The sequence below is a fragment of the Escherichia sp. KTE96 genome (genome assembly GCF_000408525.1).
Lineage (GTDB): Bacteria > Pseudomonadota > Gammaproteobacteria > Enterobacterales > Enterobacteriaceae > Escherichia > Escherichia marmotae.
On the sequence record NZ_KE137149.1, the window covers coordinates 1 to 18680 of the forward strand.

The window sequence follows — 18680 nt, forward strand, 5'->3', positions numbered from 1 at the left end:
TGATGTCCATGCAGGTGTAGGTTTTGTAACCTGTTGACTATACTTGTTTAATTACATCCGATTCCACAGCGTGGGGCATGGATGGGGCAAACTCACTCAATTTCTGGTTTAAAATGGATACCTGATCCTGATTGTTTTCTGCCATCCACGATCCGTAAACGCGATAAACCATCTGAGCATCAGAGTGTCCCATTTGCTTCGCGATGAAGTTAGGGTTAGCTCCAGCGGTCAAAGACCAACATGCATAAGTGTGCCTGGACTGATATGCTTTGCGGTAGCGAATCCCGGCGCGTCGCATTGCAGTTTCCCATGACTGATTAATCGACCCAACTGCATAATGGTGCCCGGCAAGGCCATTACGCGTAACGATTTGCGGATTGAAAACAAAAGTGCACGGATGCATTTCAGTTCGACCATACTCACGAAGTTTCACTTCAACCTGATACTGCTTACCAAGCCGTGTCATTTCAGCCTGATTCTTAAGCACGTCTATTGCAGGTTGAATAAGGTTGATAACACGGTTTGTTCCCGCTTCGGTTTTTGGAAGAGTGAACTCTTTCGTTAATGTGTGGTTTCTTCTGATCGTCATTGTCCCAGCCTTCAGGTCTATATCTTCCCATGCCAGAGAAACCAACTCTCCGTGGCGAACTCCCGTATAAACAGCCAGTGACCACATATTTTTTAATTGCTGATGCTTAAATGCGTTAATCAACCTGACAAATTCATCACGGGTTAACGGATCAGGTTCCGTTCGTGATCTCTTCAGTTGCGAAATGGCTGCGAACGGATTTTCTTTGATGTATCCGCTGTCGGCTGCGAACTGAAACATCCCCGCCATGGTGTTCATGTAGTTATTAACAGTTGGCACGGAACGTCCCTTAATGGGTGTTTTTTGCCCGCGTTTCAGAACGTGATATCCGGTCAGCAAATCCTTTCGTATGAACAGTAGCTCTTCCTGAGTCACAGCAGATGCAAGTCTGTTGCCTCCGATTCGGGGAACCATATTTCTTACAATGGAGCTGTAACGCCCCATCGCATTGGTACTGATTTCCAGCTTTTTCAGATCCAGCCATTTCTCAGCCAGGTCTGCGACGGTAATTTCCTTACTTTCCGCACCAAATTTTCTCAGGTTGGGAGAGTCCGGAAACTGAGCGGCATAGTCGAAATTACCCGTCTTAATGGAAAAACAAACAGATGCTCGTAGCTCGCCAGCTATTTTCCTGTTTTTTGGTGTATCCGGCACACCGAGACTTTCCCGCACTCGTGTGCCTTTATACATGAACCATATGCGGAGTGATCCGCCATGGTTCTCAACGCCTGTTGGGTATGCTGTCTTAGCCATTGTTCCCTCCTGACGCCCAAGAGCGCATTAAGCATAAACGGTTCTTCATCGACGCGCACCAGGCTGTTTTTTTGACATACTCTCAACCCACTGGTCGATAGCCTTGCGGTTATACATGCATTCGCTGTTTTCTTTTGGAATACCGTCCGGTGCAACATGGAGATATTCACGACCAACAAGCCAGGATTGTTTACGTGCTCTCTCTATGGTTCCTGGGCGTAAACCTGTAATTTCGATCAGTTTTTGCTCTGTCACCCAGTCGTTGGGCACAATTAAGTTAACTTCGCTCATTGTTTTCTCCGGTGCTGGAATGAAAGGGGGGGGGTTAACATGCCTCATTGGGGTTGAGGCTGTGTGATTCCATGGTTAGTCCTTGCGTAGTTCGCTAATTCTTCTGTAAGTCTCTGGTGCTTTGTTCCCGTACGTCTTCATTTCAGACTTCAACAGAGCAACGAGTGAATCCCATTCGTTGAGGATTCCTTTGAATGCCGGAACGCGCTTTGCAACCTTGTCGAATGAATCCCTGATTTCTGGAATCTGCTCAACAAGTGCAACGCATCGCCGAAAGTCTGCTGCGTCATGGGGAGCGCCGAAGTGATGACCATAGATATTCTTTTTCAGGCCACATGCGATTGAGGCAAGAGTTGCGCTACTGATACCGACATCGCCAGTTGATTGCCATTTCAAAACCTTCATAGCCAAATCTGACATTTCTTGTCTCCAATAAAAACCGCCATCAGGCGGCTTGGTGTTCTTTCAGTTCTTCAATTCGAATATTGGTTACGCCTTATTCGATGCGCACTCCTGGTATTTCACCTTTTGATATTGCTAAGTCATAAATTTGCGCGGCACTATACCCATCTCGCATCCATGAATCTAAGGCGCGAACAGCCTCGCTACGCTTTTTATCTTCTCTCTCATTTTTGATATCAACGAGGACATCAACGCAATTAAGGCAAATGTGGATTTTGTCCTTACATTCGATCATGGCGGCTTTACCATGATTTCCGCCACACAGTGAGCATAAATCTTCAGGGTCTGGCTGGTATTTCTGTAACGTTAGAGGGTTGAATGTTGAACAGACCATAATCATCTCCATAAAACAAAACCCGCCGTAGCGAGTTCAGATAAAAGAAATCCCCGCGAATGCGAGGATAGTTACTTGTTCATATTATTAATCGTCAATGTATTTTGAGCATTGTGGGCAATCATCAATCCCACAATACGATTCATATGCATCCTTTATTGCGTCGCGGGCTTCAGTAAGAGTATTGAATAAGTTGCAGCTATTATCTTTTTGATATAGGTAAGTTCCTAATTTATAAGCAGAAGAAGCATCATTTCCGCTGTCTAAAATTACATCGTTATGGATTCTGCACCTTGCAAGAACTCCTGATCCCATAAGGGTCTGCATAGCCCATTGCTCTTGATCTTCACACAAATCATGAATGCTCATTTCAACACCTCTCTTCACGTTTCACACACGTTAAGATTAACAGTGTTTTTACATGCTTTGGAAGATTTATTTTATAAAAACTCTTTTAATACAAATAGATATAATAGTTCACTATTATAGCTCCTTTAATCGAGGCGGTTCTGGTAGCGGCATCCAGTGGGTTACATTGCGGCTCTGCGTTTCGAAGAACTCCTCACCATTGCGGACAACATCAAAAAACTCACCGTTTCGATATTGCGCATAAAGAACGAATGCGCCATCACATAAAATAATTACGTGCTGACCATCATCCGGCATTCGCTCACTACAGCTTATCCAACCATCCGGAGTTACCGGATAGTTGCCATTCACAAGGTCAGCTCGAACATATAGTGTGTCATCATGGTGCTGATTGTGGCTGCACCACGTTAATTCGCTTAACTCGCCATCTTCTGGCCATACTCCAGCTGTTTGCAGCCAGATATGGGCTGGCGCATCTTGGCAAGGTGTATTAACTGGCAACTTGTAAGTTTGGTTTACAGGTTCGGCTTCCAGCGATGCCAGCGCAATCCGTGCCAGCTCACGCACAACTTCAGGGGGCGCGTGACGGTCATTCAGGTCATCCCACAGACGTAGCATGTTATCGCTATCAGGGTTAACATCCTCATTAGTTCCGGCCAGCGCACTAATAACCTCATCGGCTGCTTCAATAATTTTCTGTGCCTGTTCTCTGGTAATAGTGGTCATTTGTTAATCCTCAAAACTTTATGCCCGGGCGCAAAAGCACGCGTTTTGTCTTTGCTTATTCGCCAGCCATCCTTGCGCGCCTCTTTTGCACAGCCAGCCCATGACGTACCTATATACTCACCGAAGTCTGGCGACTTATATTTGCCATCTGTACACTGGAGGCAATCACAATAGAGATGCATGGTGTAACTTGCGGCAATAGCCATATTAGGCTCCTTTAGTGCGCAAGTGGTTTTCCCAGCGGTTTTGCGCCGCGCTGCCCTTATCTCGGACTCCCTCTCTGGCAATTCCAGAAAATGAAAACAACACCACACGACGATTGCTAACTCTCAACCACTGGCTGGGATAGCAAAGTCTGTATACACGGGAGATAAGCATCTTAGCTTTACGGTTTTTCATCGCACTGCGCCCCCCTTCTCTCGTCTGTTCCGCGACGCGGTGGGTTTATAGTTAAATGCGAATACCACCCTACCAAACATGCCGATCACCGCCCGTTTGTGATTGCTGATTGGTAGCTTCTCGTACCCCGTCGAACGCGATAAAAGAAGTAATTTTGCTTTACGGTTTTTCATCGTTTTGTTCTCCTGCGTCTCCTTTGATGCGAATGCCAGGGGCGCGTGGCACATTAACTTCCACGATGCGCACAGTTGGTTTGTACATCTCAATCGCTGTCAGCCAGTCAGCTCCTGTCATGCGCTTTTCCGCATCGCCATTAGTCCACTGAACCGGTACACCAATAGCCTTCATCGCGATTTCTATTTCCCCGGCAATGGCGCTTTTTCCGCAACCAGTAAAACCAGATACAACGACAAGAACTTCGCCTTTGGCTGGTTTTATTTCCCGTGCTTCCAGTTCTGCTATGCGCTTCTCTGCGGCTTCCAGCTCAACGCGCAGCCTCCCTACCGTTAGCGCAATTTCCTCGTTCTCCTGGTCGCGGCGTTTGATGTATTGCTGGTTTCTTTCCCGTTCATCCAGAAGCGCCAGCACTAATTTAGGGTTGAAAGCTGCGATAAATTCTGCGTTGTTCTCTGCATTTTTCTGGTCGTCAAAGCCAGGCCATTTGATAATGTCTCCGCAACGTTCATCCCCCGGCGTATGCACCGCATATGTACCAGTGTCCGGCGAGATGAATGCACGCCATTCGCCCTGTGTTGCCTGTTGCGCTATCTTACGTAAGGTAGCTAATTGTTCGCTGGTAAAAGTCATCATGGTTGCATCTCCCGTTCTTCTGCCCACTTCCGAAGCCCTTCAATCTCACCATTACGAGCTATCAGCTCGCGACACAGTCTTTCGTTTTCATCCAGCAGCGCCAGCACGGTAGCTGGATTGGCTGCGGCGATGAATTCAGCATTGGCCTGCTGTTCCATTTGGAAATCTTCATAGAAACGGCTTTCTGGATGCGCTCCTTCAATTCTGCAAATAGGAATATATCCAGCAACCTCGCGATGAATTAGTGCATCATCACCATCAAATCGTCCCTCTCCATATTCGAGCGACCACACACCACACGTTGCTTTCTCTGCCTTTTCACGCAGTGCCTGATAGTCAATCTTGCTCACTGGCTGCCTCCTTTGCGCCACATCGCATTCAGATATTTGTTGTCATTAACAGAACCGAAACTCTTTCGCTTAAGCAATTCCTCTCTCGATGGCATTGGCTTTACGCGTTGGCGAATAATCATTTCTGCCGGAAGAATGCCGGGATTGTATGCAAGTCCTCTCATGGTAAATTCCTCAGTCATTACTGATAGCGCCATAGCGTGAGCGGTAATTACGCAGGCGCTGGTCAATTTCAGGGAAGTGGGTATATGTGGCTTTGCGGAATGGTCGGATTGATGTCTGGTAAATTCGCTCGCGTTCTTCTTTCTCTGCAAGCCATATACAGTGGCGAAATTCCTTTTCCTCTTTCGTTTCCTGCGGTAGCGACATTATCAGGTCGTAGTTTTTTCTGAATTTATCCAGCACCTCCGATACGGAATTGCCGGAACAGCGGCGCGCGTCATCCGCACCATACAGAGGCGCTGGCATAATGGAATCCTTATTTTTCTAAATCAGAATGGGATGGAATCGTCGTATACAGGAGTGTTCTGCTGGTTACTGCTTTGTTGCTGTTGGCTGTTTCCTGAAGTTGCAAATCCAATCTTTGAATTCAGTAATTCAAGAGTGATTGATTGACCATTTTGCCCCTGATAAACATCAACCCTGATGTTTTCTCCGGTAATTTCTACAATGCCACCTTCAACCAGAACGCTACGGTAGTAATCCGCTTGCGCTCCCGGCTTGGCAAATACAACGGCGCTGTAGTTTGTCCATTCTTTCTTTTTTGTCTGGCGATCGTAATACTGAACGCCAGCACGGATGTTGAATCCGATATTTTCCCCGGCCTGAAACTCTCTTGCGGGCTTGTTTAGTCTTACAGTAATCGAATGTGCCATTAAGCAGCAGCTCCTTCTAATTCGTCTCGTCTGATGTTGTAAACGTCCTGCGCTTTGTGCTGCTCAGGTGTGCCTTCGAGCATCTTCCACGCTTTGGCGAACGCCTGTTTAAGCTCTTCTACGGTGTTTTTCTGCATTGCTGCGTCAGTGAATGCTTTTAGAACCTGTTCAGGTGTAGGTGATGGTTTTGATTGCTTTGCTACTGCGTTCTGCTGATGTTTATGCTCGTCTGTATCTGCATCTTTCGCATCATCAATGCCGAACAAACCATTGAGGCAATACTTGCGTGCATAAGAGCTTGTAGCTCCCGTAACTTGTGCAGAATCCATTCCTTTCTTGCTTTCTTCCTCTCGTGCAAGAGCGGTTGACGTATGACTGTTTTCGCCATCGGTAATAGTTGCCGTGGCTTTCACGTAATACCGATCACCAATCAACACAACTTCATCGCTGATTGATAAAAACAGACCATTCAGTAACGGCTTAACGCCTTCAAGAATATCTTCGCAGCTTCTGTATTTATATTTGCCGAATGAGTTGTACTGATTCTTTGGCGCGTTCAGATTCTCCTGAATAGCTGCCAGTCTTGCGTAAAATTCTTTGCTCATATGATTGTTCTCAGAATGGACACGGCCCAAGGAAATAACGCTGATTTAATACTTCGACTCGGGACAAATTAAGGCATACCCGCATTCCTTCGCGGTCACCATTATGGCGATACCAGAGAGCTTTCTGCGTGTACATGCGTCTCTGTAACTTGCTCTCCTTCACTGTGGTTGCAAGTGACATGAATATCTCCTTCGTTACCGATTAATTCTTTCATCTGACGAATGAATTCTTCGTCTGACCAGTTATCTGTAAAACTCATTTCCTGCGATACCACGGAAGGTTGATAGCTGATTTCATCGCTTTATTTGCTTCAAGCCACATTTTTGAATCACCAATAAATCGGGCTATTACTGCTTTGTTCTGTGCAGCACGAAGCATCTGGTGATTGATGGCTATTTCATTGCGCATAACGCCTCCAGTTGTTTCTTTGCTGCTCTGATTAATTGTTTAACTCGGCGTGATAATTCAGATTCGTGCGGGTAGAAAGCGGACATGACGCCGCTACCCGCGAGCTGAAAGTGCATCATGGGTAACTCCTTATATTTGATTGCATAACGAAAACGCCTCGAGTGAAGCGTTATTGGTATGCGGTAAAGCCGCACTCAGGCGGCCTTGATAGTCATATCATCTGAATCAAATATTCCTGATGTATCGATATCGGTAATTCTTATTCCTTCGCTACCATCCATTGGAGGCCATCCTTCCTGACCATTTCCATCATTCCAGTCGAACTCACACACAACACCATATGCATTTAAGTCGCTTGAAATTGCTACAAGCAGAGCATGTTGCGCCAGCATGATTAATACAGCATTTAATACAGAGCCGTGTTTATTGAGTCGGTATTCAGAGTCTGACCAGAAATTATTAATCTGGTGAAGTTTTTCCTCTGTCATTACGTCATGGTCGATTTCAATTTCTATTGATGCTTTCCAGTCGTAATCAATGATGTATTTTTTGATGTTTGACATCTATTCATATCCTCATAGATAAAAAATCGCCCTCACATTGGATGGCAAAGAAGATTTCCAATAATCAGAACAAGTCGGCTCCTGTTTAGTTACGAGCGACATTGCTCCGTGTATTCACTCGTTGGAATGAATACACAGTGCAGTGTTTATTCTGTTATTTATGCCAAAAATAAAGGCCACTATCAGGCAGCTTTGTTGTTCTGTTTACCAAGTTCTCTGGCAATCATTGCCGTCGTTCGTATTGCCCATTTATCGACATATTTCCCATCTTCCATTACAGGAAACATTTCTTCAGGCTTAACCATGCATTCCGATTGCAGCTTGCATCCATTGCATCGTTTGAATTGTCCACACCATTGATTTGTATCAATAGTCGTAGTCATACGGATAGTCCTGGTATTGTTCCATCACATCCTGAGGATGCTCTTCGAACTCTTCAAATTCTTCTTCCATATATCACCTTAAATAGTGGATTGCGGTAGTAAAGATTGTGCCTGTCTTTTAACCACATCAGGCTCGGTGGTTCTCGTGTACCCCTACAGCGAGAAAAATAGTAAAATCCTCTCACCCCTACAGTAAGAGAGTAATTTATATGGATGTGTTATCTGGTATAACTGCCGCGAAACAGGCTTATGATCTGCTGAAGACAATAAAAGAAACCAGAGACGATGCGGTTATCGCTAAAGCTATTGGAGATCTACACCAAAGAATAACTGATTTACAGATGCTTAATGCGGAGCTCTCTGGCCTTTATCAGGCCGAGAAGGAGATCGCAATGAAGCTTCGAGATGAAAATAGAAAAATCAAGATGTTTGTTGTGCAAGCTGAGAATTATGAACTTCATACAACTGAAGGTGGTTCTGCCGTGTATAGACCTAAGAGTCATTCCGATCCTTCTATTCAGCAGCATAACCTTTGTGCACATTGCTTCGGCGAACATAAAATATCGATACTTCAACCAAGCACGGTTACTATAAAATCTAATGGGTTCTTTGTGCATTCATGTCCTCGCTGTAAGAATGAATACCGGATGTATAGAGCGCCAGACCCTAAGCCTGTATATGTACCGCCGCTGACAAATTATTAATTTTATTCCTGAAATAGCCTCTTCACCCCCTTACTTTGTCAGGGGGATATCTCCTTCAGTTCTGACCATTCGCCTTAATACTTTCCTTAAGTCGATGTAAAGTTGAAGGTCTCCATTTGCTGCGGCATCAGCCATTTTTTGCCTGACAAGCAGTAATGTTTCATACGGCTCAATAAGAATATCGTCATGAGTAATTAGGTGAAGCGTTGCCGCATCAACTATTCCTAGAGCTGCGCCAAGTATCAAAAATTCCCTGCTATTTTTGTCGCATGAGGAGATAAGCGTATTTAGCGCATACCTAATATTCTTTATAGCTGTTGTTAATGCTGCAATTTCTTCTATGGCGTCTTCTTCAATGAGCTTTTTAAGCTCATATTTTTCTTCCTGACCCATAATTACCTCGCCGTCAGTTGTTTTGATTTCCGGTAGCCTGCCGCGTAAATAGCTACGTTCGGAAGACAAGTTGAACCTTCATATTTTCTGGTCAACGTTGTCAGAGTTATCACTTCTGCTCTCATTGCTGGTTTGCGCTTGCATTGCAAGACCACTCGTGAAGGGGTTGGCCTGTGTAGCTTGTCGGAGCTGATCGCCTCCTGACTTTGCAGATTTGCGCGACGATCTCTACGGCGAGAAGCTGCGGTTCCTTTAAATTCTGTTTTTCTGGACATGGATTCCTCCCGAATAAACTCTGGCGATGCAATCCCGAAGCTACTCCTGAGAGAGTTGCTTCGGCATTGCATCCCACAGCTTATGTGGTTGGGTGATCTGGCTTTTCAGCCACGTAGTCGAGTGTTCGACGTTGTTTAAAGAGCCTGCCAGTCTGTTCCGTTTGGCTTCCAGCTTCCTGCTGATGGCTAAATAGTACGATGTGTACTTTACTGAGTCAATACAAAATGTTCTAAATATGGTTTAGTTTTTTATAACACTTTGTATTTTATTGATTTATATTTTGGAAAAAGAAAACCCGACGCTAAGGTCGGGTTATTGTTGTGTGTTTTAGAGTGGTGAGGCTGTTAACTAAATGTCTCTTCAGGCCACTGGCTGGCGATAACTTTCCCTACTACGGAACAGCTATCATTGCATGGAATCATTGGATATTGCGGGTTTAGTGGTTGTAGGAACACCTGACCGCTATCCCTGATCAGTTTCTTGAAGGTAAACTCGTCACCACCAAGTCTGGCTATGCAGAAATCACCTGGCTCAACAGCCTGCTCAGGGTCAACGAGAATTAACATCCCGTCAGGAAAGCTTGGCTTGGATCCTGTTGGCGCGGTCATGGAATTACCTTCAACTTCAAGCCAAAACGCACAATCACTGGCTTTTTTGGTTGTGCTGACCCATCTCTCCGCATCACCTTTGGTAAAGGTTCTAAGCTCAGGCGAGAACATCCCGGCCTGAACATGAGAAAAAACAGGGTACTCATATTGTTTTTTAACGGGGGCAGATGAGTATTCGCCAACAGGTGAAAATGTACCGTCGTGGTTGAATGAGACGTTATCAATACCAAGGTATTTAAACACCACACCAATCTCGTCAAGAGATGGATGACGAGATCCGCGCAACCAGTGACCAATTCCACCCTGCGTCATACCAAGCTCTTCAGCTAACTTCTCTTGAGTTATGCCGAGCTCTTTCATTCTGGATCTAGCCAGTTCATACCATTTCATTTTCATACCCTTATTATTACGCTCTGTACTAAAATCATCCATGCACAAGATGTATTTTTTTGTTTGCATTCTAAAAGTACATATCGTATTATTGCATTGTGATTACTATGGAGGGCATATGAGCAACCTACGAAAATATCGAGAGTCACTGAATATCTCTCAAACAACACTTGCTAAGGCAGTTGGATGCACACAGGGAGCTATCGGACATTGGGAATCTGGTCGTCGCTTCCCAGACCTTAAAACATGCCGTGCTCTTGTTGAGTGCCTAAACAAGTTAGGCGCAAAAGTCAGTCTTGATGACGTGTTCCCGCCGGAACACAAAGCTGCTTAATAAGCGGATCCGCTCTTTGTAACAACGGACATTCGTCCTACGTCGCTGAAAAGCGAGTCCCAATATATCTGACCAACTAAGGCCATATGCGTTTCCACGCATACCTTTCAACTAACTATTCACTATTGGAAATCTTAAGAAATGGAAAGAACAAGTTACAGCAAACTATCACAGCGTGACGTTGATCGCGCTGAAACTGATTTACTCATCAACCTGTCAACGCTTACCCAGCGCGGTCTGGCAAAGATGATTGGCTGTCATGAATCGAAGATAAGCAGAACGGACTGGAGATTTATTGCTTCGGTGTTGTGTGCTTTCGGAATGGCATCAGACATCAGTCCGATTAGCAGGGCTTTTAAGTATGCGCTTGATGAAATCACAAAGAAAAAATCCCCGGCCGCCACCGAGGATTTTAAGCAAATTGATATGCAATTCTGAGGGAATTACTGGATCAATCCACAGGAGTAATTATGACAAAACGTCGTAAGAAATACCAGGAAAAAGAAGAGATTCGACACCCTGATTCACCTGAGGGATTAGTGGTAGCCGCAGCAAATAACAGGGCGTTCGCAGAGCGCCTTGTTGGTGTTTACAGACTAGCCAAAGCAGGAGTGAAACATGGGCGTCGTTAAGTTAGCTGATTACAGGCCTCAACTTGAGGTCGTGGAGCATCGCGTGGCAGATACCGAAGATGGTTTCATGCGCGTTGCTAACGAGATTACCGACAGTCTGCTGATGGCTGATTTAACCGTCCGGCAGTTGAAGGTGATGCTCGCTATCATGCGCAAGACATACGGATTCAATAAGCCGATGGATCGACTCACAAACACGCAGATAGCAGCCATGACAGGTATTCATCACACTCATGTTTGCGCTGCCAAGCGCCAGCTTATCGAGCGTAAATTCCTCATTGCTGATGGCGTGAAAATCGGAGTGAACAAGGTGGTTTCTCAGTGGATTAGCCAGGACAGCTTAACATTAGCTAAAACAGCTAATAAAACATTAGCCAAGTCGGCTAATGGGTATAAGCCAAGTCAGCTAAACACAAAAGACAATATACAAAAGACAATAAATACAAATACCCCCTTACCCCCTAACGGGGGTGGCGATGGGCAGGTTAAACCTGAACGTCGCAAGGCAGAACGAATCGACTACGAATCCTTCCTGAACGCCTACAACACCGAAGTCGGTGACAGACTGCCACACGCTGTTGCGGTCAACGAGAAACGCAAACGCCGCCTGAAGAAAATCATCCCGCAACTGAAAACGCCAAACGTGGACGGTTTCAGAGCGTATGTCAGGGCGTTTGTGCATCAGGCCAAGCCGTTTTACTTCGGAGACAACGACACGGGCTGGACGGCTGATTTTGATTACCTGCTGAGGGAAGACTCGTTAACGGGAGTTCGGGAAGGGAAGTTTGCAGACAGGGGGATTACATGAGACAGGATATCGAAGCGAGCGTTATCGGTGGCCTGCTGATTGGTGGATTAACACCAACCGCCAGCGACGTTCTGGCAACGCTGGAGCCGGAAGCGTTTTCAATTCCGCTCTACCGGAAAGCCTTCGAGGTTATCCGCAAGCAGGCGAGAAACAGAAACCTAATCGATGCGCTGATGGTTGCCGAGGCGTGCGGAGAGGAGCATTTCACGTCAATCCTGATGACCAGCAAAAACTGCCCGAGTGCCGCAAACCTGAAGGGATATGCCGGAATGGTCGCGGATAACTATCACCGCCGTCTGGTGCTGGAAATCATGGATGAAATGCGTGAACCAATTCAGAGCGGAACCATCGACGCATCGAGTCAGGCGATGGATGAACTTGTAAAGCGTCTTTCAGCCATCAGAAAGCCCCGTGACGAGGTTAAACCTGTACGGTTAGGGGAAATCATTACTGACTACACTGACACGCTTGACAGGCGTCTGAGGAACGGAGAAGAGTCAGATACCCTGAAGACCGGAATCGAAGAACTTGATGCCATCACCGGAGGGATGAACGCGGAAGACCTGGTGATAATCGCTGCTCGTCCTGGTATGGGGAAAACCGAACTGGCGCTGAAGATTGCCGAAGGCGTTGCAAGCCGCGTTATTCCTGGTTCTGACGTCCGGCGCGGAGTATTGATTTTCTCAATGGAAATGAGCGCATTGCAGATTGCAGAGCGAAGCATTGCCAACGCCGGGAGGATGTCGGTTAGCGTACTGCGAAATCCTGCATCAATGGATGACGAGGGCTGGGCACGTGTTGCTAACGGCATGAGTCAGCTTGCAGATTTGGATGTATGGGTAGTCGATGCCTCGCGGTTATCGGTCGAAGAAATACGCTCAATCGCAGAACGGCACAAACAGGAAAATCCAAACCTCTCACTCATCATGGCGGATTATCTTGGCCTGATTGAGAAGCCGAAAGCAGACCGCAACGACCTCGCAATTGCTCACATCTCAGGAAGCCTGAAGGCGATGGCGAAAGACTTGAAAACGCCTGTTATCTCCCTAAGTCAGCTTTCGCGCGATGTTGAGAAGCGACCAAACAAACGCCCGACAAACGCAGATTTGCGTGATTCAGGAAGCATTGAGCAGGACGCAGACTCAATCATCATGCTCTATCGGGAAGCGGTATATGACGAGAACAGTAGCGCCGCGCCATTTGCTGAAATCATTGTGACGAAAAACCGTTTTGGCTCGCTTGGTACGGTTTACCAGCGGTTCTGCAACGGACACTTTGTTGCATGTGACCAGGATGAAGCCAGACAGATTTGCACAGCATCAAATGCACCTGCTTCGCGTGGCAGACGATATGCACAAGGGGCTGACGTATGACCATCTACATCACTGAGCTTGTAACAGGCCTGCTGGTAATCGCAGGCCTTTTTATTTTGGGGAGAGTAAATCGTGGTTGAGTTGATTTTTTCTGCATTGAGGATTCTCGGTGCTATGTGGATGGTGGCGACGTTCATTGTGGTTGCCAGCAGTTTTGTCCGGCTGGTAGGCGAAGGTAAAGACCTGGTTGGTGTGCTTTTCGGTAGCATTTTCCTGTGGGTGATTATCGGTGTTATGCCTGTTGTCGTAGCAAAAGTGGCGTGGCGTTTTGTGAGTTGAACTGAGGGTAAGTACCGATGGACGAATCAAGAAAGCAGTTTGAGGAATACGTTGCCAAAAAATTGAGATTACCATTCGAGATGATAACCGAGGCAAGAAATGGTGATAGGTACTTCGCATTTTCAAGCATGGATATTCGTCACTCCTTAAATGAGTGGTGGACTTTATGGCAGGCATCGCGAGCAGCTATTGAACTGGATATCGACTGGCCAGAATCGAATGACGACTTTTGGAAAGATGGTGAAGAAGGTGCTTATGCGATGGGTTATGAGGATGGGCGTGACAAAACGGTAATTGCAGTAATGAAAGCTATCAGAGCCGCTGGAATTAAAGAGAAGAATTTCGATGAAGCAAACAATATTCCTCCGAACTAAGCAACAACAGCAAGCCGCAATCAACGCCATCCTCGCAACACCACTCGATAAAGACAAGCCAGTCACCATCCGCATTACTGACTACAAGCGCAACCTTGACCAGAACGCAAAATTTCACGCGATGCTGGCGGATATCGCACGTCAGGTTCAATGGTGCGATAAGTGGTTAAAACCAGAACAATGGAAGGTTTTGTTGATTAGCGGTCATGCAGTGGCAACAAAGCAGGAAGCTGATGTTTTGCCCGGCCTTGAAGGCGAATACGTCAACATTCGCGAAAGTAGCGCGCAGATGAGTGTGAAGCGTATGGCAAGTCTGATTGAGTACACGACAGCATGGGCTATTGGTCAGGGCGTCAGATTTACCGACAGGAGGTACGAATGAGACGACAGCGACGAAGTATCACCGACATAATCTGTGAAAACTGCAAATACCTTCCAACGAAACGCTCCAGAAATAAACGCAAGCCAATCCCAAAAGAATCTGACGTAAAAACCTTCAACTACACGGCTCACCTGTGGGATATCCGGTGGCTAAGACATCGTGCGAGGAAATGACAATGCTTTTAATTCAACCAGGATTTGGCCTTAGCATCAAAAAATGGCACATGTTTGGCGAGAAAGAGTCTCAACGAAAAATGGTGCTTATCAAGTTGCCATGTATCAGTATTTGTTGGCTAAACAGGGAGGCAGCAAATTATTTGTCTACATGCGCCAGAGCAGCATTTAACGACCCTGAGTGGTTTGTAGAAAACCATCACGCTGTTCGTCAGGCAAAGAGAAAGGCCAAAACGACATACATGAAGGCGTATCGAAAAGCATGGAAAGAACACCGCGATCGATACCAGCAAGACATGGAAAAGCTTGAATCAGAAAACATGGAATTAAGACGAAAGCTCGGTGAAGCAAAACGATACATTGATGCTTACAAGCGACTTTTTAATGGTGAAAGCCATGCTTAGCCCATCCCAATCCCTTCAATACCAGAAAAAAAGCGTCGAGCGAGCTTTAACGTGCGCTAATTGCGGTCAAAAGCTGCATGTGCTGGAAGTTCACGTGTGCTCCGATTGCTGCGCAGAACTGATGAGCGATCCGAATAGCTCAATGTACGAGGAAGAAGACGATGAGTGATTTCTCTGAGCTTATTTCCTTCAAAAAAGACAGAGAAGAAATGCGGACTGAATCTGTCTATTACGTTCAACACCGGAATAAACGCTCGGTGCTTGATCAGGAGTTGATTATTACCGGAGACCTGGCATTCAGAACATATAAGGCCAGCATGGAAATGAAGGATTTCCCTAAATGTGGTTCTGAAAGAGAAGCCGCGTTAAAGCTGGCTGAGTGGATGCAGAGAATGGCTGCTGCAATTGAGAATTACTGGAGTGAACCATAATGGCTAACCTACGCAAAGAAGCACGCGGCAGAGAATGCCAGGTACGTATTTACGGCGTATGCAATGGCAATCCTGAAACTACAGTTCTGGCACATTACCGGATGGCTGGAATTTGCGGAACGGGAATGAAACCTGACGACCTGATCGGTGCATGGGCTTGTAGCGCGTGTCACGATGAAATCGACCGACGCACCCATAATCTCGACAACAAAGACGCCAGACTTTACCACCTGGAAGGCGTGATCAGGACGCAGGCGATACTGCTGAAGGAGGGGAAGATTAAGCCATGAACGAATATCAGTTTGTGCTTCCATACCCGCCGTCGGTGAACACCTACTGGCGAAGACGGGGAAGCCAATACTACATCAGCGATAAAGGCCAGAAATACCGAAAAGACGTTCAGCAAATCATCCGCCAACTTAAGTTAGACATTTTCACCAAATCACGACTCCGCATCAAAGTCATCGCAGACGTTCCAGACTCCCGCCGCCGCGACCTCGACAACATCCTGAAAGGTTTACTCGACTCCCTTATCCACGCCGGATTTGCGGAAGACGACGAGCAATTCGATGACATTCGCGTAATTCGTGGCGTGAAAGTACCAGGCGGAAGGCTTGGAATAAAAATCACCGAGCTGGAGAACGTATGAACGCCACAATTCAAACGATACCAGAGCTTCTTATCCAGACACGAGGCAATCAGACCGAAGTGGCAAGGATGCTTTCCTGCGCAAGAGGAACAGTGCTCAAGTACAACCGAGACAGTAAAGGCGAGCGTCACGTAATAGTTAACGGCGTCCTGATGGTCAAACAGGGCAAGAGGGGAAGACGATGGGCATAAGAGAACTAAACCTCACCAAAGAGCAGCACGAGTGGCTGAATGGCTGGCTTGAACTGTGGGGCGCATGGGTTTATTCAGGTCGTCTGGAAAAGCGCATGAGCAGCGTAATAGCGAAGTTCATGGAGAGCGTAGAGCCGGGAAGAGTTATGACAAGGCCAATGTGCAATGATGATGATGGAATGTTGATTTCTCAGGTCGTCGATTCCGTCATGTGCATTGACAAGAAAGCCTTTGGCATCCTCCTTAGCTACTACGCTCATGGTTCATCTAAGCGAGCAATTGCATCCTACTATCACGCGACTGCAAAGCCACGCAAGATGTGTGGACGTGGTGGCGAGGGATGGAGAAAACCTTCACTGGCAACCTGTAGAAACGAAATTGACGACATCCTGAAAGCGTCGTTATTTGTTTTGTACCAGCCAATGCAAAATGCTTTCAAAATGCGTAAACGTGTTGAGAAAGTTAAGCATGTTGCTGTTAAAAGCCTTGACATGCAATTATCCATTTAGCCATAATTAGAAGGTAAGCTGCCGTTAGTGACTCTTAAGTTGCAACGGTGGCTTTTTTTATTTGGGTCAGTCGTATAAAGGTCATTACGGAAGGCTGTTAATCTTCTTATCGTGGTTCGAGTCCACGCTGTCCCGCCAAACATGCTGGTTTAGCTCCAATGGTAGAGCAGTCGCCTTGTAAGCGAATGGGTAGCGGTTCAAGTCCGTTAACCAGCACCATAACTGAGCCGTAGCCACTGGCTATCCTGAATTCATCAGTGATAGTTATGCTGCGGCCTTCTACACATGACCTTCGTGAAAGCGGGTGGCATGAGGTTGTTAGCGCAACCTCATGCCGTTTTGCCCGTGCATATCGGTCACGAACAAATCTGATTACTAAACACAGTAGCCTGGATTTGTTCTATCAGTAATCGATCTTATTCCTAATTAAATAGAGCAAATCCCCTTATTGGGGGTAAGACATGAAGATGCCAGAAAAACATGACCTGTTAGCCGCCATTCTCGCGGCAAAGGAACAAGGCATCGGGGCAATCCTTGCGTTTGCAATGGCGTACCTTCGCGGCAGATATAATGGCGGTGCGTTTACAAAAACAGTAATCGACGCAACGATGTGCGCCATTATCGCCTGGTTCATTCGTGACCTTCTCGACTTCGCCGGACTAAGTAGCAATCTCGCTTATATAACGAGCGTGTTCATCGGCTACATCGGTACTGACTCGATTGGTTCGCTTATCAAACGCTTCGCTGCTAAAAAAGCCGGAGTAGAAGATGGTGGAAATCAATAATCAACGTAAGGCGTTCCTCGATATGCTGGCGTGGTCAGAGGGAACTGATAACGGACGGCAGAAAACCAGAAATCATGGTTATGACGTCATTGTAGGGGGAGAGCTATTCACTGATTACTCCGATCACCCTCGCAAACTTGTCACGCTAAACCCCAAACTCAAATCAACAGCAGCCGGACGTTACCAGCTTCTTTCCCGTTGGTGGGATGCCTACCGTAAGCAGCTTGGCCTGAAAGACTTCTCTCCCAAAAGCCAGGACGCTGTTGCGCTGCAGCAGATTAAGGAGCGTGGCGCTTTGCCGATGATTGATCGCGGTGATATCCGTCAGGCTATCGACCGTTGCAGCAATATCTGGGCTTCACTGCCGGGTGCTGGTTATGGTCAGTTCGAGCATAAGGCAGACAGCCTGATTGCAAAATTCAAAGAAGCAGGTGGAACGGTCAGAGAGATTGAGGTATGAGCAGAGTAACCGCGATTATCTCCGCTCTGGTTATCTGCATCATCGTCTGCCTGTCGTGGGCGGTCAATCATTACCGTGATAACGCCATCGCCTACAAAGAACAGCGAGATAAAAAAGTCAGTGAGCTGAAGCAGGCGACCGCCACCATTACTGACATGCAGCAGCGCCAGCGTTCTGCTGATGCACTCGATGCTAAATACACGAAGGAGTTAGCTGATGCGAAAGCTGAAAATGATGCTCTTCGGCGCAAGCTTGATAATGGTGGTCGGGTGTTCGTCAAAGGAAAATGCCCTGTGCCATCCTCAGCCGAAACCTCCAGCGCCTCCGGCATGGGCAATGATGCCACCGTCGAACTCTCTCCAGTTGCTGGACGAAACGTTCTCGGTATCCGGGGCGGAATTATCCGCGACCAAACAGCACTGAGAACGCTTCAGGAATACATCAGGACGCAATGCCTTCGATGATAGCGATAATTTTACTCATCATCCTTCACATCTGGCTCTGTAGACAGGATGGTGATCACTTCTGGAGTGAATCCAGATTAAACATCTCATTGCTGATGCTTGATATTGAGCATCTTGCGCGCGGTAAGGGGCTGCGTTGAGAT

General features: G+C 46.6%; 41 protein-coding genes, 2 tRNA genes and 1 pseudogene. 23 read left to right on the top strand and 21 right to left on the bottom strand.

The genetic code is table 11. The features are described from left to right. Positions 1 to 37: 37 nt before the first annotated feature. From A1WG_RS14320 to A1WG_RS14235, 18 genes and pseudogenes are all read right to left on the bottom strand, one after another. Entirely contained in the window at positions 38 to 1342 is a 1305-nt protein-coding gene (locus tag A1WG_RS14320; RefSeq protein ID WP_016242514.1) for a tyrosine-type recombinase/integrase, read from the bottom strand. Between the two features lie 45 nt (positions 1343 to 1387). Further along, positions 1388 to 1633, bottom strand: a complete 246-nt coding sequence (locus A1WG_RS14315; protein WP_000005726.1) for an excisionase family protein — start codon at positions 1631 to 1633, stop codon at positions 1388 to 1390. Positions 1634 to 1708: 75 nt separating this feature from the next. Next, positions 1709 to 2053 (bottom strand): hypothetical protein, encoded by a 345-nt coding sequence (locus A1WG_RS14310; protein ID WP_001281193.1) that lies wholly within the window; start codon positions 2051 to 2053, stop codon positions 1709 to 1711. A gap of 76 nt (positions 2054 to 2129) precedes the next feature. Next, a complete protein-coding gene (locus A1WG_RS14305) occupies positions 2130 to 2429 on the bottom strand; it encodes a hypothetical protein (protein WP_001447403.1) in 300 nt (99 codons plus the stop codon). Between the two features lie 87 nt (positions 2430 to 2516). Continuing rightward, positions 2517 to 2798 carry a hypothetical protein gene (locus tag A1WG_RS14300; protein ID WP_000022062.1) on the bottom strand — a complete coding sequence of 94 codons (282 nt, stop codon included), beginning with the start codon at positions 2796 to 2798 and terminating at the stop codon, positions 2517 to 2519. A 114-nt stretch (positions 2799 to 2912) separates the two neighbouring features. Then, on the bottom strand, positions 2913 to 3524 hold the full coding sequence (locus A1WG_RS14295; protein ID WP_016242513.1) for a DUF551 domain-containing protein: 612 nt from the start codon (positions 3522 to 3524) through the stop codon (positions 2913 to 2915). Continuing rightward, positions 3521 to 3730 carry a hypothetical protein gene (locus A1WG_RS14290; RefSeq protein WP_000951706.1) on the bottom strand — a complete coding sequence of 70 codons (210 nt, stop codon included), beginning with the start codon at positions 3728 to 3730 and terminating at the stop codon, positions 3521 to 3523. The genes A1WG_RS14295 and A1WG_RS14290 overlap by 4 nt, the downstream gene beginning before the upstream one ends. Position 3731: 1 nt before the next feature. Further along, the gene (locus A1WG_RS25275) at positions 3732 to 3923 is read right to left on the bottom strand and encodes a hypothetical protein (RefSeq protein WP_016242512.1); all 192 of its coding nucleotides are present in this window, start codon (positions 3921 to 3923) and stop codon (positions 3732 to 3734) included. A 159-nt stretch (positions 3924 to 4082) separates the two neighbouring features. Next, entirely contained in the window at positions 4083 to 4733 is a 651-nt protein-coding gene (locus A1WG_RS14280; protein WP_016242510.1) for an ead/Ea22-like family protein, read from the bottom strand. Then, positions 4733 to 5083 (bottom strand): annotated as a pseudogene (locus A1WG_RS14275) (ead/Ea22-like family protein); the annotation flags it as partial. The pseudogene A1WG_RS14275 and the gene A1WG_RS14280, both read right to left, overlap by 1 nt. Further along, a complete protein-coding gene (locus tag A1WG_RS14270) occupies positions 5080 to 5247 on the bottom strand; it encodes a DUF2737 family protein (protein ID WP_016242508.1) in 168 nt (55 codons plus the stop codon). The pseudogene A1WG_RS14275 and the gene A1WG_RS14270, both read right to left, overlap by 4 nt. Before the next feature lie 10 nt (positions 5248 to 5257). Next, positions 5258 to 5551, bottom strand: coding sequence for a phage anti-RecBCD protein (locus tag A1WG_RS14265; RefSeq protein ID WP_016242507.1), 294 nt, complete (start codon positions 5549 to 5551; stop codon positions 5258 to 5260). A gap of 23 nt (positions 5552 to 5574) precedes the next feature. After that, complete coding sequence (locus A1WG_RS14260; protein ID WP_016242506.1) at positions 5575 to 5958, bottom strand: hypothetical protein; 384 nt, start codon at positions 5956 to 5958, stop codon at positions 5575 to 5577. Continuing rightward, positions 5958 to 6563 carry an ERF family protein gene (locus tag A1WG_RS14255; protein WP_016242505.1) on the bottom strand — a complete coding sequence of 202 codons (606 nt, stop codon included), beginning with the start codon at positions 6561 to 6563 and terminating at the stop codon, positions 5958 to 5960. The genes A1WG_RS14260 and A1WG_RS14255 overlap by 1 nt, the downstream gene beginning before the upstream one ends. Before the next feature lie 256 nt (positions 6564 to 6819). Beyond that, positions 6820 to 6972 (bottom strand): host cell division inhibitory peptide Kil, encoded by a 153-nt coding sequence (kil, locus tag A1WG_RS14250; RefSeq protein ID WP_001243355.1) that lies wholly within the window; start codon positions 6970 to 6972, stop codon positions 6820 to 6822. Next, positions 6957 to 7091: a hypothetical protein gene (locus A1WG_RS24500; RefSeq protein ID WP_000972063.1), complete on the bottom strand. Its 135-nt coding sequence runs from the start codon at positions 7089 to 7091 to the stop codon at positions 6957 to 6959. Before A1WG_RS24500 ends, kil begins: the two co-directional genes overlap by 16 nt. A 75-nt stretch (positions 7092 to 7166) precedes the next feature. Beyond that, positions 7167 to 7535 (bottom strand): DUF2528 family protein, encoded by a 369-nt coding sequence (locus tag A1WG_RS14240; RefSeq protein ID WP_016242504.1) that lies wholly within the window; start codon positions 7533 to 7535, stop codon positions 7167 to 7169. Between the two features lie 182 nt (positions 7536 to 7717). Next, positions 7718 to 7918: an antirestriction Ral family protein gene (locus tag A1WG_RS14235; protein ID WP_000213979.1), complete on the bottom strand. Its 201-nt coding sequence runs from the start codon at positions 7916 to 7918 to the stop codon at positions 7718 to 7720. Positions 7919 to 8127: 209 nt separating this feature from the next. On the opposite strand from A1WG_RS14235, the gene A1WG_RS14230 reads away from it, so the two are divergent. Further along, positions 8128 to 8622 carry a hypothetical protein gene (locus A1WG_RS14230; protein WP_016242503.1) on the top strand — a complete coding sequence of 165 codons (495 nt, stop codon included), beginning with the start codon at positions 8128 to 8130 and terminating at the stop codon, positions 8620 to 8622. Between the two features lie 30 nt (positions 8623 to 8652). On the opposite strand, the gene A1WG_RS14225 is transcribed toward A1WG_RS14230, so the two are convergent. From A1WG_RS14225 to A1WG_RS14220, 3 genes are all read right to left on the bottom strand, one after another. Beyond that, a complete protein-coding gene (locus tag A1WG_RS14225; protein ID WP_016242502.1) occupies positions 8653 to 9015 on the bottom strand; it encodes a hypothetical protein in 363 nt (120 codons plus the stop codon). A 2-nt stretch (positions 9016 to 9017) separates the two neighbouring features. After that, entirely contained in the window at positions 9018 to 9290 is a 273-nt protein-coding gene (locus A1WG_RS23095) for a transcriptional antitermination N peptide (protein ID WP_016242501.1), read from the bottom strand. A 345-nt stretch (positions 9291 to 9635) separates the two neighbouring features. Beyond that, positions 9636 to 10331 carry a LexA family protein gene (locus A1WG_RS14220; protein ID WP_016242500.1) on the bottom strand — a complete coding sequence of 232 codons (696 nt, stop codon included), beginning with the start codon at positions 10329 to 10331 and terminating at the stop codon, positions 9636 to 9638. Positions 10332 to 10407: 76 nt separating this feature from the next. Between A1WG_RS14220 and A1WG_RS14215 the strand changes: the two genes are divergently transcribed. The 22 genes from A1WG_RS14215 to A1WG_RS14125 all read left to right on the top strand — a co-directional run bounded on the left by A1WG_RS14215 (position 10408) and on the right by A1WG_RS14125 (position 18677). Beyond that, positions 10408 to 10623 carry a helix-turn-helix transcriptional regulator gene (locus tag A1WG_RS14215; protein WP_000067728.1) on the top strand — a complete coding sequence of 72 codons (216 nt, stop codon included), beginning with the start codon at positions 10408 to 10410 and terminating at the stop codon, positions 10621 to 10623. 141 nt (positions 10624 to 10764) lie between these two features. Then, positions 10765 to 11061, top strand: a complete 297-nt coding sequence (locus tag A1WG_RS14210; protein ID WP_000442612.1) for a CII family transcriptional regulator — start codon at positions 10765 to 10767, stop codon at positions 11059 to 11061. A gap of 32 nt (positions 11062 to 11093) precedes the next feature. Then, complete coding sequence (locus A1WG_RS24840; RefSeq protein ID WP_000166961.1) at positions 11094 to 11255, top strand: hypothetical protein; 162 nt, start codon at positions 11094 to 11096, stop codon at positions 11253 to 11255. Continuing rightward, positions 11242 to 12063 (top strand): replication protein, encoded by an 822-nt coding sequence (locus A1WG_RS14205; protein WP_016242499.1) that lies wholly within the window; start codon positions 11242 to 11244, stop codon positions 12061 to 12063. The genes A1WG_RS24840 and A1WG_RS14205 overlap by 14 nt, the downstream gene beginning before the upstream one ends. Then, entirely contained in the window at positions 12060 to 13436 is a 1377-nt protein-coding gene (locus tag A1WG_RS14200) for a replicative DNA helicase (RefSeq protein WP_016242498.1), read from the top strand. The genes A1WG_RS14205 and A1WG_RS14200 overlap by 4 nt, the downstream gene beginning before the upstream one ends. 72 nt (positions 13437 to 13508) lie before the next feature. Next, positions 13509 to 13715: a hypothetical protein gene (locus A1WG_RS24845; RefSeq protein ID WP_000229808.1), complete on the top strand. Its 207-nt coding sequence runs from the start codon at positions 13509 to 13511 to the stop codon at positions 13713 to 13715. A 128-nt stretch (positions 13716 to 13843) separates the two neighbouring features. Then, the gene (locus A1WG_RS14190; RefSeq protein WP_001341809.1) at positions 13844 to 14089 is read left to right on the top strand and encodes a phiTE_015 family protein; all 246 of its coding nucleotides are present in this window, start codon (positions 13844 to 13846) and stop codon (positions 14087 to 14089) included. Then, positions 14061 to 14471: a recombination protein NinB gene (locus tag A1WG_RS14185; protein WP_000814611.1), complete on the top strand. Its 411-nt coding sequence runs from the start codon at positions 14061 to 14063 to the stop codon at positions 14469 to 14471. The genes A1WG_RS14190 and A1WG_RS14185 overlap by 29 nt, the downstream gene beginning before the upstream one ends. Next, positions 14468 to 14644: a NinE family protein gene (locus tag A1WG_RS0121635; protein WP_001254255.1), complete on the top strand. Its 177-nt coding sequence runs from the start codon at positions 14468 to 14470 to the stop codon at positions 14642 to 14644. Before A1WG_RS14185 ends, A1WG_RS0121635 begins: the two co-directional genes overlap by 4 nt. A gap of 2 nt (positions 14645 to 14646) precedes the next feature. Beyond that, the gene (locus tag A1WG_RS14180) at positions 14647 to 15048 is read left to right on the top strand and encodes a hypothetical protein (protein ID WP_016242497.1); all 402 of its coding nucleotides are present in this window, start codon (positions 14647 to 14649) and stop codon (positions 15046 to 15048) included. Continuing rightward, on the top strand, positions 15008 to 15217 hold the full coding sequence (locus A1WG_RS0121640; protein ID WP_077688242.1) for a protein NinF: 210 nt from the start codon (positions 15008 to 15010) through the stop codon (positions 15215 to 15217). The genes A1WG_RS14180 and A1WG_RS0121640 overlap by 41 nt, the downstream gene beginning before the upstream one ends. Further along, the gene (locus tag A1WG_RS14175) at positions 15210 to 15479 is read left to right on the top strand and encodes a hypothetical protein (RefSeq protein WP_016242496.1); all 270 of its coding nucleotides are present in this window, start codon (positions 15210 to 15212) and stop codon (positions 15477 to 15479) included. Before A1WG_RS0121640 ends, A1WG_RS14175 begins: the two co-directional genes overlap by 8 nt. Next, on the top strand, positions 15479 to 15769 hold the full coding sequence (locus A1WG_RS14170; protein ID WP_000002243.1) for a DUF1364 domain-containing protein: 291 nt from the start codon (positions 15479 to 15481) through the stop codon (positions 15767 to 15769). The genes A1WG_RS14175 and A1WG_RS14170 overlap by 1 nt, the downstream gene beginning before the upstream one ends. Continuing rightward, positions 15766 to 16128 (top strand): RusA family crossover junction endodeoxyribonuclease, encoded by a 363-nt coding sequence (locus tag A1WG_RS14165; protein WP_001008200.1) that lies wholly within the window; start codon positions 15766 to 15768, stop codon positions 16126 to 16128. Before A1WG_RS14170 ends, A1WG_RS14165 begins: the two co-directional genes overlap by 4 nt. Further along, positions 16125 to 16319, top strand: coding sequence for a NinH protein (locus A1WG_RS14160; protein ID WP_016063210.1), 195 nt, complete (start codon positions 16125 to 16127; stop codon positions 16317 to 16319). The genes A1WG_RS14165 and A1WG_RS14160 overlap by 4 nt, the downstream gene beginning before the upstream one ends. Next, positions 16310 to 16828 carry an antiterminator Q family protein gene (locus A1WG_RS14155; RefSeq protein ID WP_000512805.1) on the top strand — a complete coding sequence of 173 codons (519 nt, stop codon included), beginning with the start codon at positions 16310 to 16312 and terminating at the stop codon, positions 16826 to 16828. Before A1WG_RS14160 ends, A1WG_RS14155 begins: the two co-directional genes overlap by 10 nt. A 63-nt stretch (positions 16829 to 16891) precedes the next feature. Further along, positions 16892 to 16966: transfer RNA gene (locus A1WG_RS14150), tRNA-Asn, on the top strand. A gap of 5 nt (positions 16967 to 16971) precedes the next feature. Continuing rightward, positions 16972 to 17047, top strand: a tRNA-Thr gene (locus A1WG_RS14145). Positions 17048 to 17289: 242 nt separating this feature from the next. Further along, positions 17290 to 17613 (top strand): phage holin, lambda family, encoded by a 324-nt coding sequence (locus tag A1WG_RS14140; RefSeq protein WP_000783734.1) that lies wholly within the window; start codon positions 17290 to 17292, stop codon positions 17611 to 17613. After that, on the top strand, positions 17597 to 18073 hold the full coding sequence (locus tag A1WG_RS14135; RefSeq protein ID WP_000229392.1) for a glycoside hydrolase family 24 protein: 477 nt from the start codon (positions 17597 to 17599) through the stop codon (positions 18071 to 18073). The genes A1WG_RS14140 and A1WG_RS14135 overlap by 17 nt, the downstream gene beginning before the upstream one ends. Next, on the top strand, positions 18070 to 18537 hold the full coding sequence (locus A1WG_RS14130) for a lysis protein (RefSeq protein WP_016242495.1): 468 nt from the start codon (positions 18070 to 18072) through the stop codon (positions 18535 to 18537). Before A1WG_RS14135 ends, A1WG_RS14130 begins: the two co-directional genes overlap by 4 nt. Further along, on the top strand, positions 18525 to 18677 hold the full coding sequence (locus A1WG_RS14125) for a hypothetical protein (protein ID WP_001139675.1): 153 nt from the start codon (positions 18525 to 18527) through the stop codon (positions 18675 to 18677). Before A1WG_RS14130 ends, A1WG_RS14125 begins: the two co-directional genes overlap by 13 nt. The last annotated feature ends 3 nt before the right edge of the window (positions 18678 to 18680 follow it).

Bases quoted from the DNA above. Each gene is read 5' to 3' on its own strand.
- A1WG_RS14265 (WP_016242507.1), bottom strand. From the start codon at position 5,551: ATGCCAGCGCCTCTGTATGGTGCGGATGACGCGCGCCGCTGTTCCGGC.
- A1WG_RS14165 (WP_001008200.1), top strand. From the start codon at position 15,766: ATGAACGAATATCAGTTTGTGCTTCCATACCCGCCGTCGGTGAACACC.
- A1WG_RS25275 (WP_016242512.1), bottom strand. From the start codon at position 3,923: ATGAAAAACCGTAAAGCTAAGATGCTTATCTCCCGTGTATACAGACTT.
- kil (WP_001243355.1), bottom strand. From the start codon at position 6,972: ATGCGCAATGAAATAGCCATCAATCACCAGATGCTTCGTGCTGCACAG.
- A1WG_RS14225 (WP_016242502.1), bottom strand. From the start codon at position 9,015: ATGGGTCAGGAAGAAAAATATGAGCTTAAAAAGCTCATTGAAGAAGAC.
- A1WG_RS23095 (WP_016242501.1), bottom strand. From the start codon at position 9,290: ATGTCCAGAAAAACAGAATTTAAAGGAACCGCAGCTTCTCGCCGTAGA.
- A1WG_RS14130 (WP_016242495.1), top strand. From the start codon at position 18,070: ATGAGCAGAGTAACCGCGATTATCTCCGCTCTGGTTATCTGCATCATC.
- A1WG_RS14280 (WP_016242510.1), bottom strand. From the start codon at position 4,733: ATGATGACTTTTACCAGCGAACAATTAGCTACCTTACGTAAGATAGCG.
- A1WG_RS14200 (WP_016242498.1), top strand. From the start codon at position 12,060: ATGAGACAGGATATCGAAGCGAGCGTTATCGGTGGCCTGCTGATTGGT.
- A1WG_RS24500 (WP_000972063.1), bottom strand. From the start codon at position 7,091: ATGATGCACTTTCAGCTCGCGGGTAGCGGCGTCATGTCCGCTTTCTAC.
- A1WG_RS14135 (WP_000229392.1), top strand. From the start codon at position 17,597: ATGGTGGAAATCAATAATCAACGTAAGGCGTTCCTCGATATGCTGGCG.
- A1WG_RS14160 (WP_016063210.1), top strand. From the start codon at position 16,125: ATGAACGCCACAATTCAAACGATACCAGAGCTTCTTATCCAGACACGA.
- A1WG_RS14220 (WP_016242500.1), bottom strand. From the start codon at position 10,331: ATGGATGATTTTAGTACAGAGCGTAATAATAAGGGTATGAAAATGAAA.
- A1WG_RS14240 (WP_016242504.1), bottom strand. From the start codon at position 7,535: ATGTCAAACATCAAAAAATACATCATTGATTACGACTGGAAAGCATCA.
- A1WG_RS14140 (WP_000783734.1), top strand. From the start codon at position 17,290: ATGAAGATGCCAGAAAAACATGACCTGTTAGCCGCCATTCTCGCGGCA.
- A1WG_RS14175 (WP_016242496.1), top strand. From the start codon at position 15,210: ATGAGTGATTTCTCTGAGCTTATTTCCTTCAAAAAAGACAGAGAAGAA.
- A1WG_RS14300 (WP_000022062.1), bottom strand. From the start codon at position 2,798: ATGAGCATTCATGATTTGTGTGAAGATCAAGAGCAATGGGCTATGCAG.
- A1WG_RS24840 (WP_000166961.1), top strand. From the start codon at position 11,094: ATGACAAAACGTCGTAAGAAATACCAGGAAAAAGAAGAGATTCGACAC.
- A1WG_RS14270 (WP_016242508.1), bottom strand. From the start codon at position 5,247: ATGAGAGGACTTGCATACAATCCCGGCATTCTTCCGGCAGAAATGATT.
- A1WG_RS14170 (WP_000002243.1), top strand. From the start codon at position 15,479: ATGGCTAACCTACGCAAAGAAGCACGCGGCAGAGAATGCCAGGTACGT.
- A1WG_RS14210 (WP_000442612.1), top strand. From the start codon at position 10,765: ATGGAAAGAACAAGTTACAGCAAACTATCACAGCGTGACGTTGATCGC.
- A1WG_RS14190 (WP_001341809.1), top strand. From the start codon at position 13,844: ATGGATATTCGTCACTCCTTAAATGAGTGGTGGACTTTATGGCAGGCA.
- A1WG_RS14295 (WP_016242513.1), bottom strand. From the start codon at position 3,524: ATGACCACTATTACCAGAGAACAGGCACAGAAAATTATTGAAGCAGCC.
- A1WG_RS0121635 (WP_001254255.1), top strand. From the start codon at position 14,468: ATGAGACGACAGCGACGAAGTATCACCGACATAATCTGTGAAAACTGC.
- A1WG_RS14315 (WP_000005726.1), bottom strand. From the start codon at position 1,633: ATGAGCGAAGTTAACTTAATTGTGCCCAACGACTGGGTGACAGAGCAA.
- A1WG_RS14230 (WP_016242503.1), top strand. From the start codon at position 8,128: ATGGATGTGTTATCTGGTATAACTGCCGCGAAACAGGCTTATGATCTG.
- A1WG_RS14155 (WP_000512805.1), top strand. From the start codon at position 16,310: ATGGGCATAAGAGAACTAAACCTCACCAAAGAGCAGCACGAGTGGCTG.
- A1WG_RS14310 (WP_001281193.1), bottom strand. From the start codon at position 2,053: ATGTCAGATTTGGCTATGAAGGTTTTGAAATGGCAATCAACTGGCGAT.
- A1WG_RS0121640 (WP_077688242.1), top strand. From the start codon at position 15,008: ATGCTTACAAGCGACTTTTTAATGGTGAAAGCCATGCTTAGCCCATCC.
- A1WG_RS14255 (WP_016242505.1), bottom strand. From the start codon at position 6,563: ATGAGCAAAGAATTTTACGCAAGACTGGCAGCTATTCAGGAGAATCTG.
- A1WG_RS14320 (WP_016242514.1), bottom strand. From the start codon at position 1,342: ATGGCTAAGACAGCATACCCAACAGGCGTTGAGAACCATGGCGGATCA.
- A1WG_RS14260 (WP_016242506.1), bottom strand. From the start codon at position 5,958: ATGGCACATTCGATTACTGTAAGACTAAACAAGCCCGCAAGAGAGTTT.
- A1WG_RS14205 (WP_016242499.1), top strand. From the start codon at position 11,242: ATGGGCGTCGTTAAGTTAGCTGATTACAGGCCTCAACTTGAGGTCGTG.
- A1WG_RS14180 (WP_016242497.1), top strand. From the start codon at position 14,647: ATGCTTTTAATTCAACCAGGATTTGGCCTTAGCATCAAAAAATGGCAC.
- A1WG_RS14125 (WP_001139675.1), top strand. From the start codon at position 18,525: ATGCCTTCGATGATAGCGATAATTTTACTCATCATCCTTCACATCTGG.
- A1WG_RS14185 (WP_000814611.1), top strand. From the start codon at position 14,061: ATGAAGCAAACAATATTCCTCCGAACTAAGCAACAACAGCAAGCCGCA.
- A1WG_RS14305 (WP_001447403.1), bottom strand. From the start codon at position 2,429: ATGGTCTGTTCAACATTCAACCCTCTAACGTTACAGAAATACCAGCCA.
- A1WG_RS14215 (WP_000067728.1), top strand. From the start codon at position 10,408: ATGAGCAACCTACGAAAATATCGAGAGTCACTGAATATCTCTCAAACA.
- A1WG_RS14235 (WP_000213979.1), bottom strand. From the start codon at position 7,918: ATGACTACGACTATTGATACAAATCAATGGTGTGGACAATTCAAACGA.
- A1WG_RS14290 (WP_000951706.1), bottom strand. From the start codon at position 3,730: ATGGCTATTGCCGCAAGTTACACCATGCATCTCTATTGTGATTGCCTC.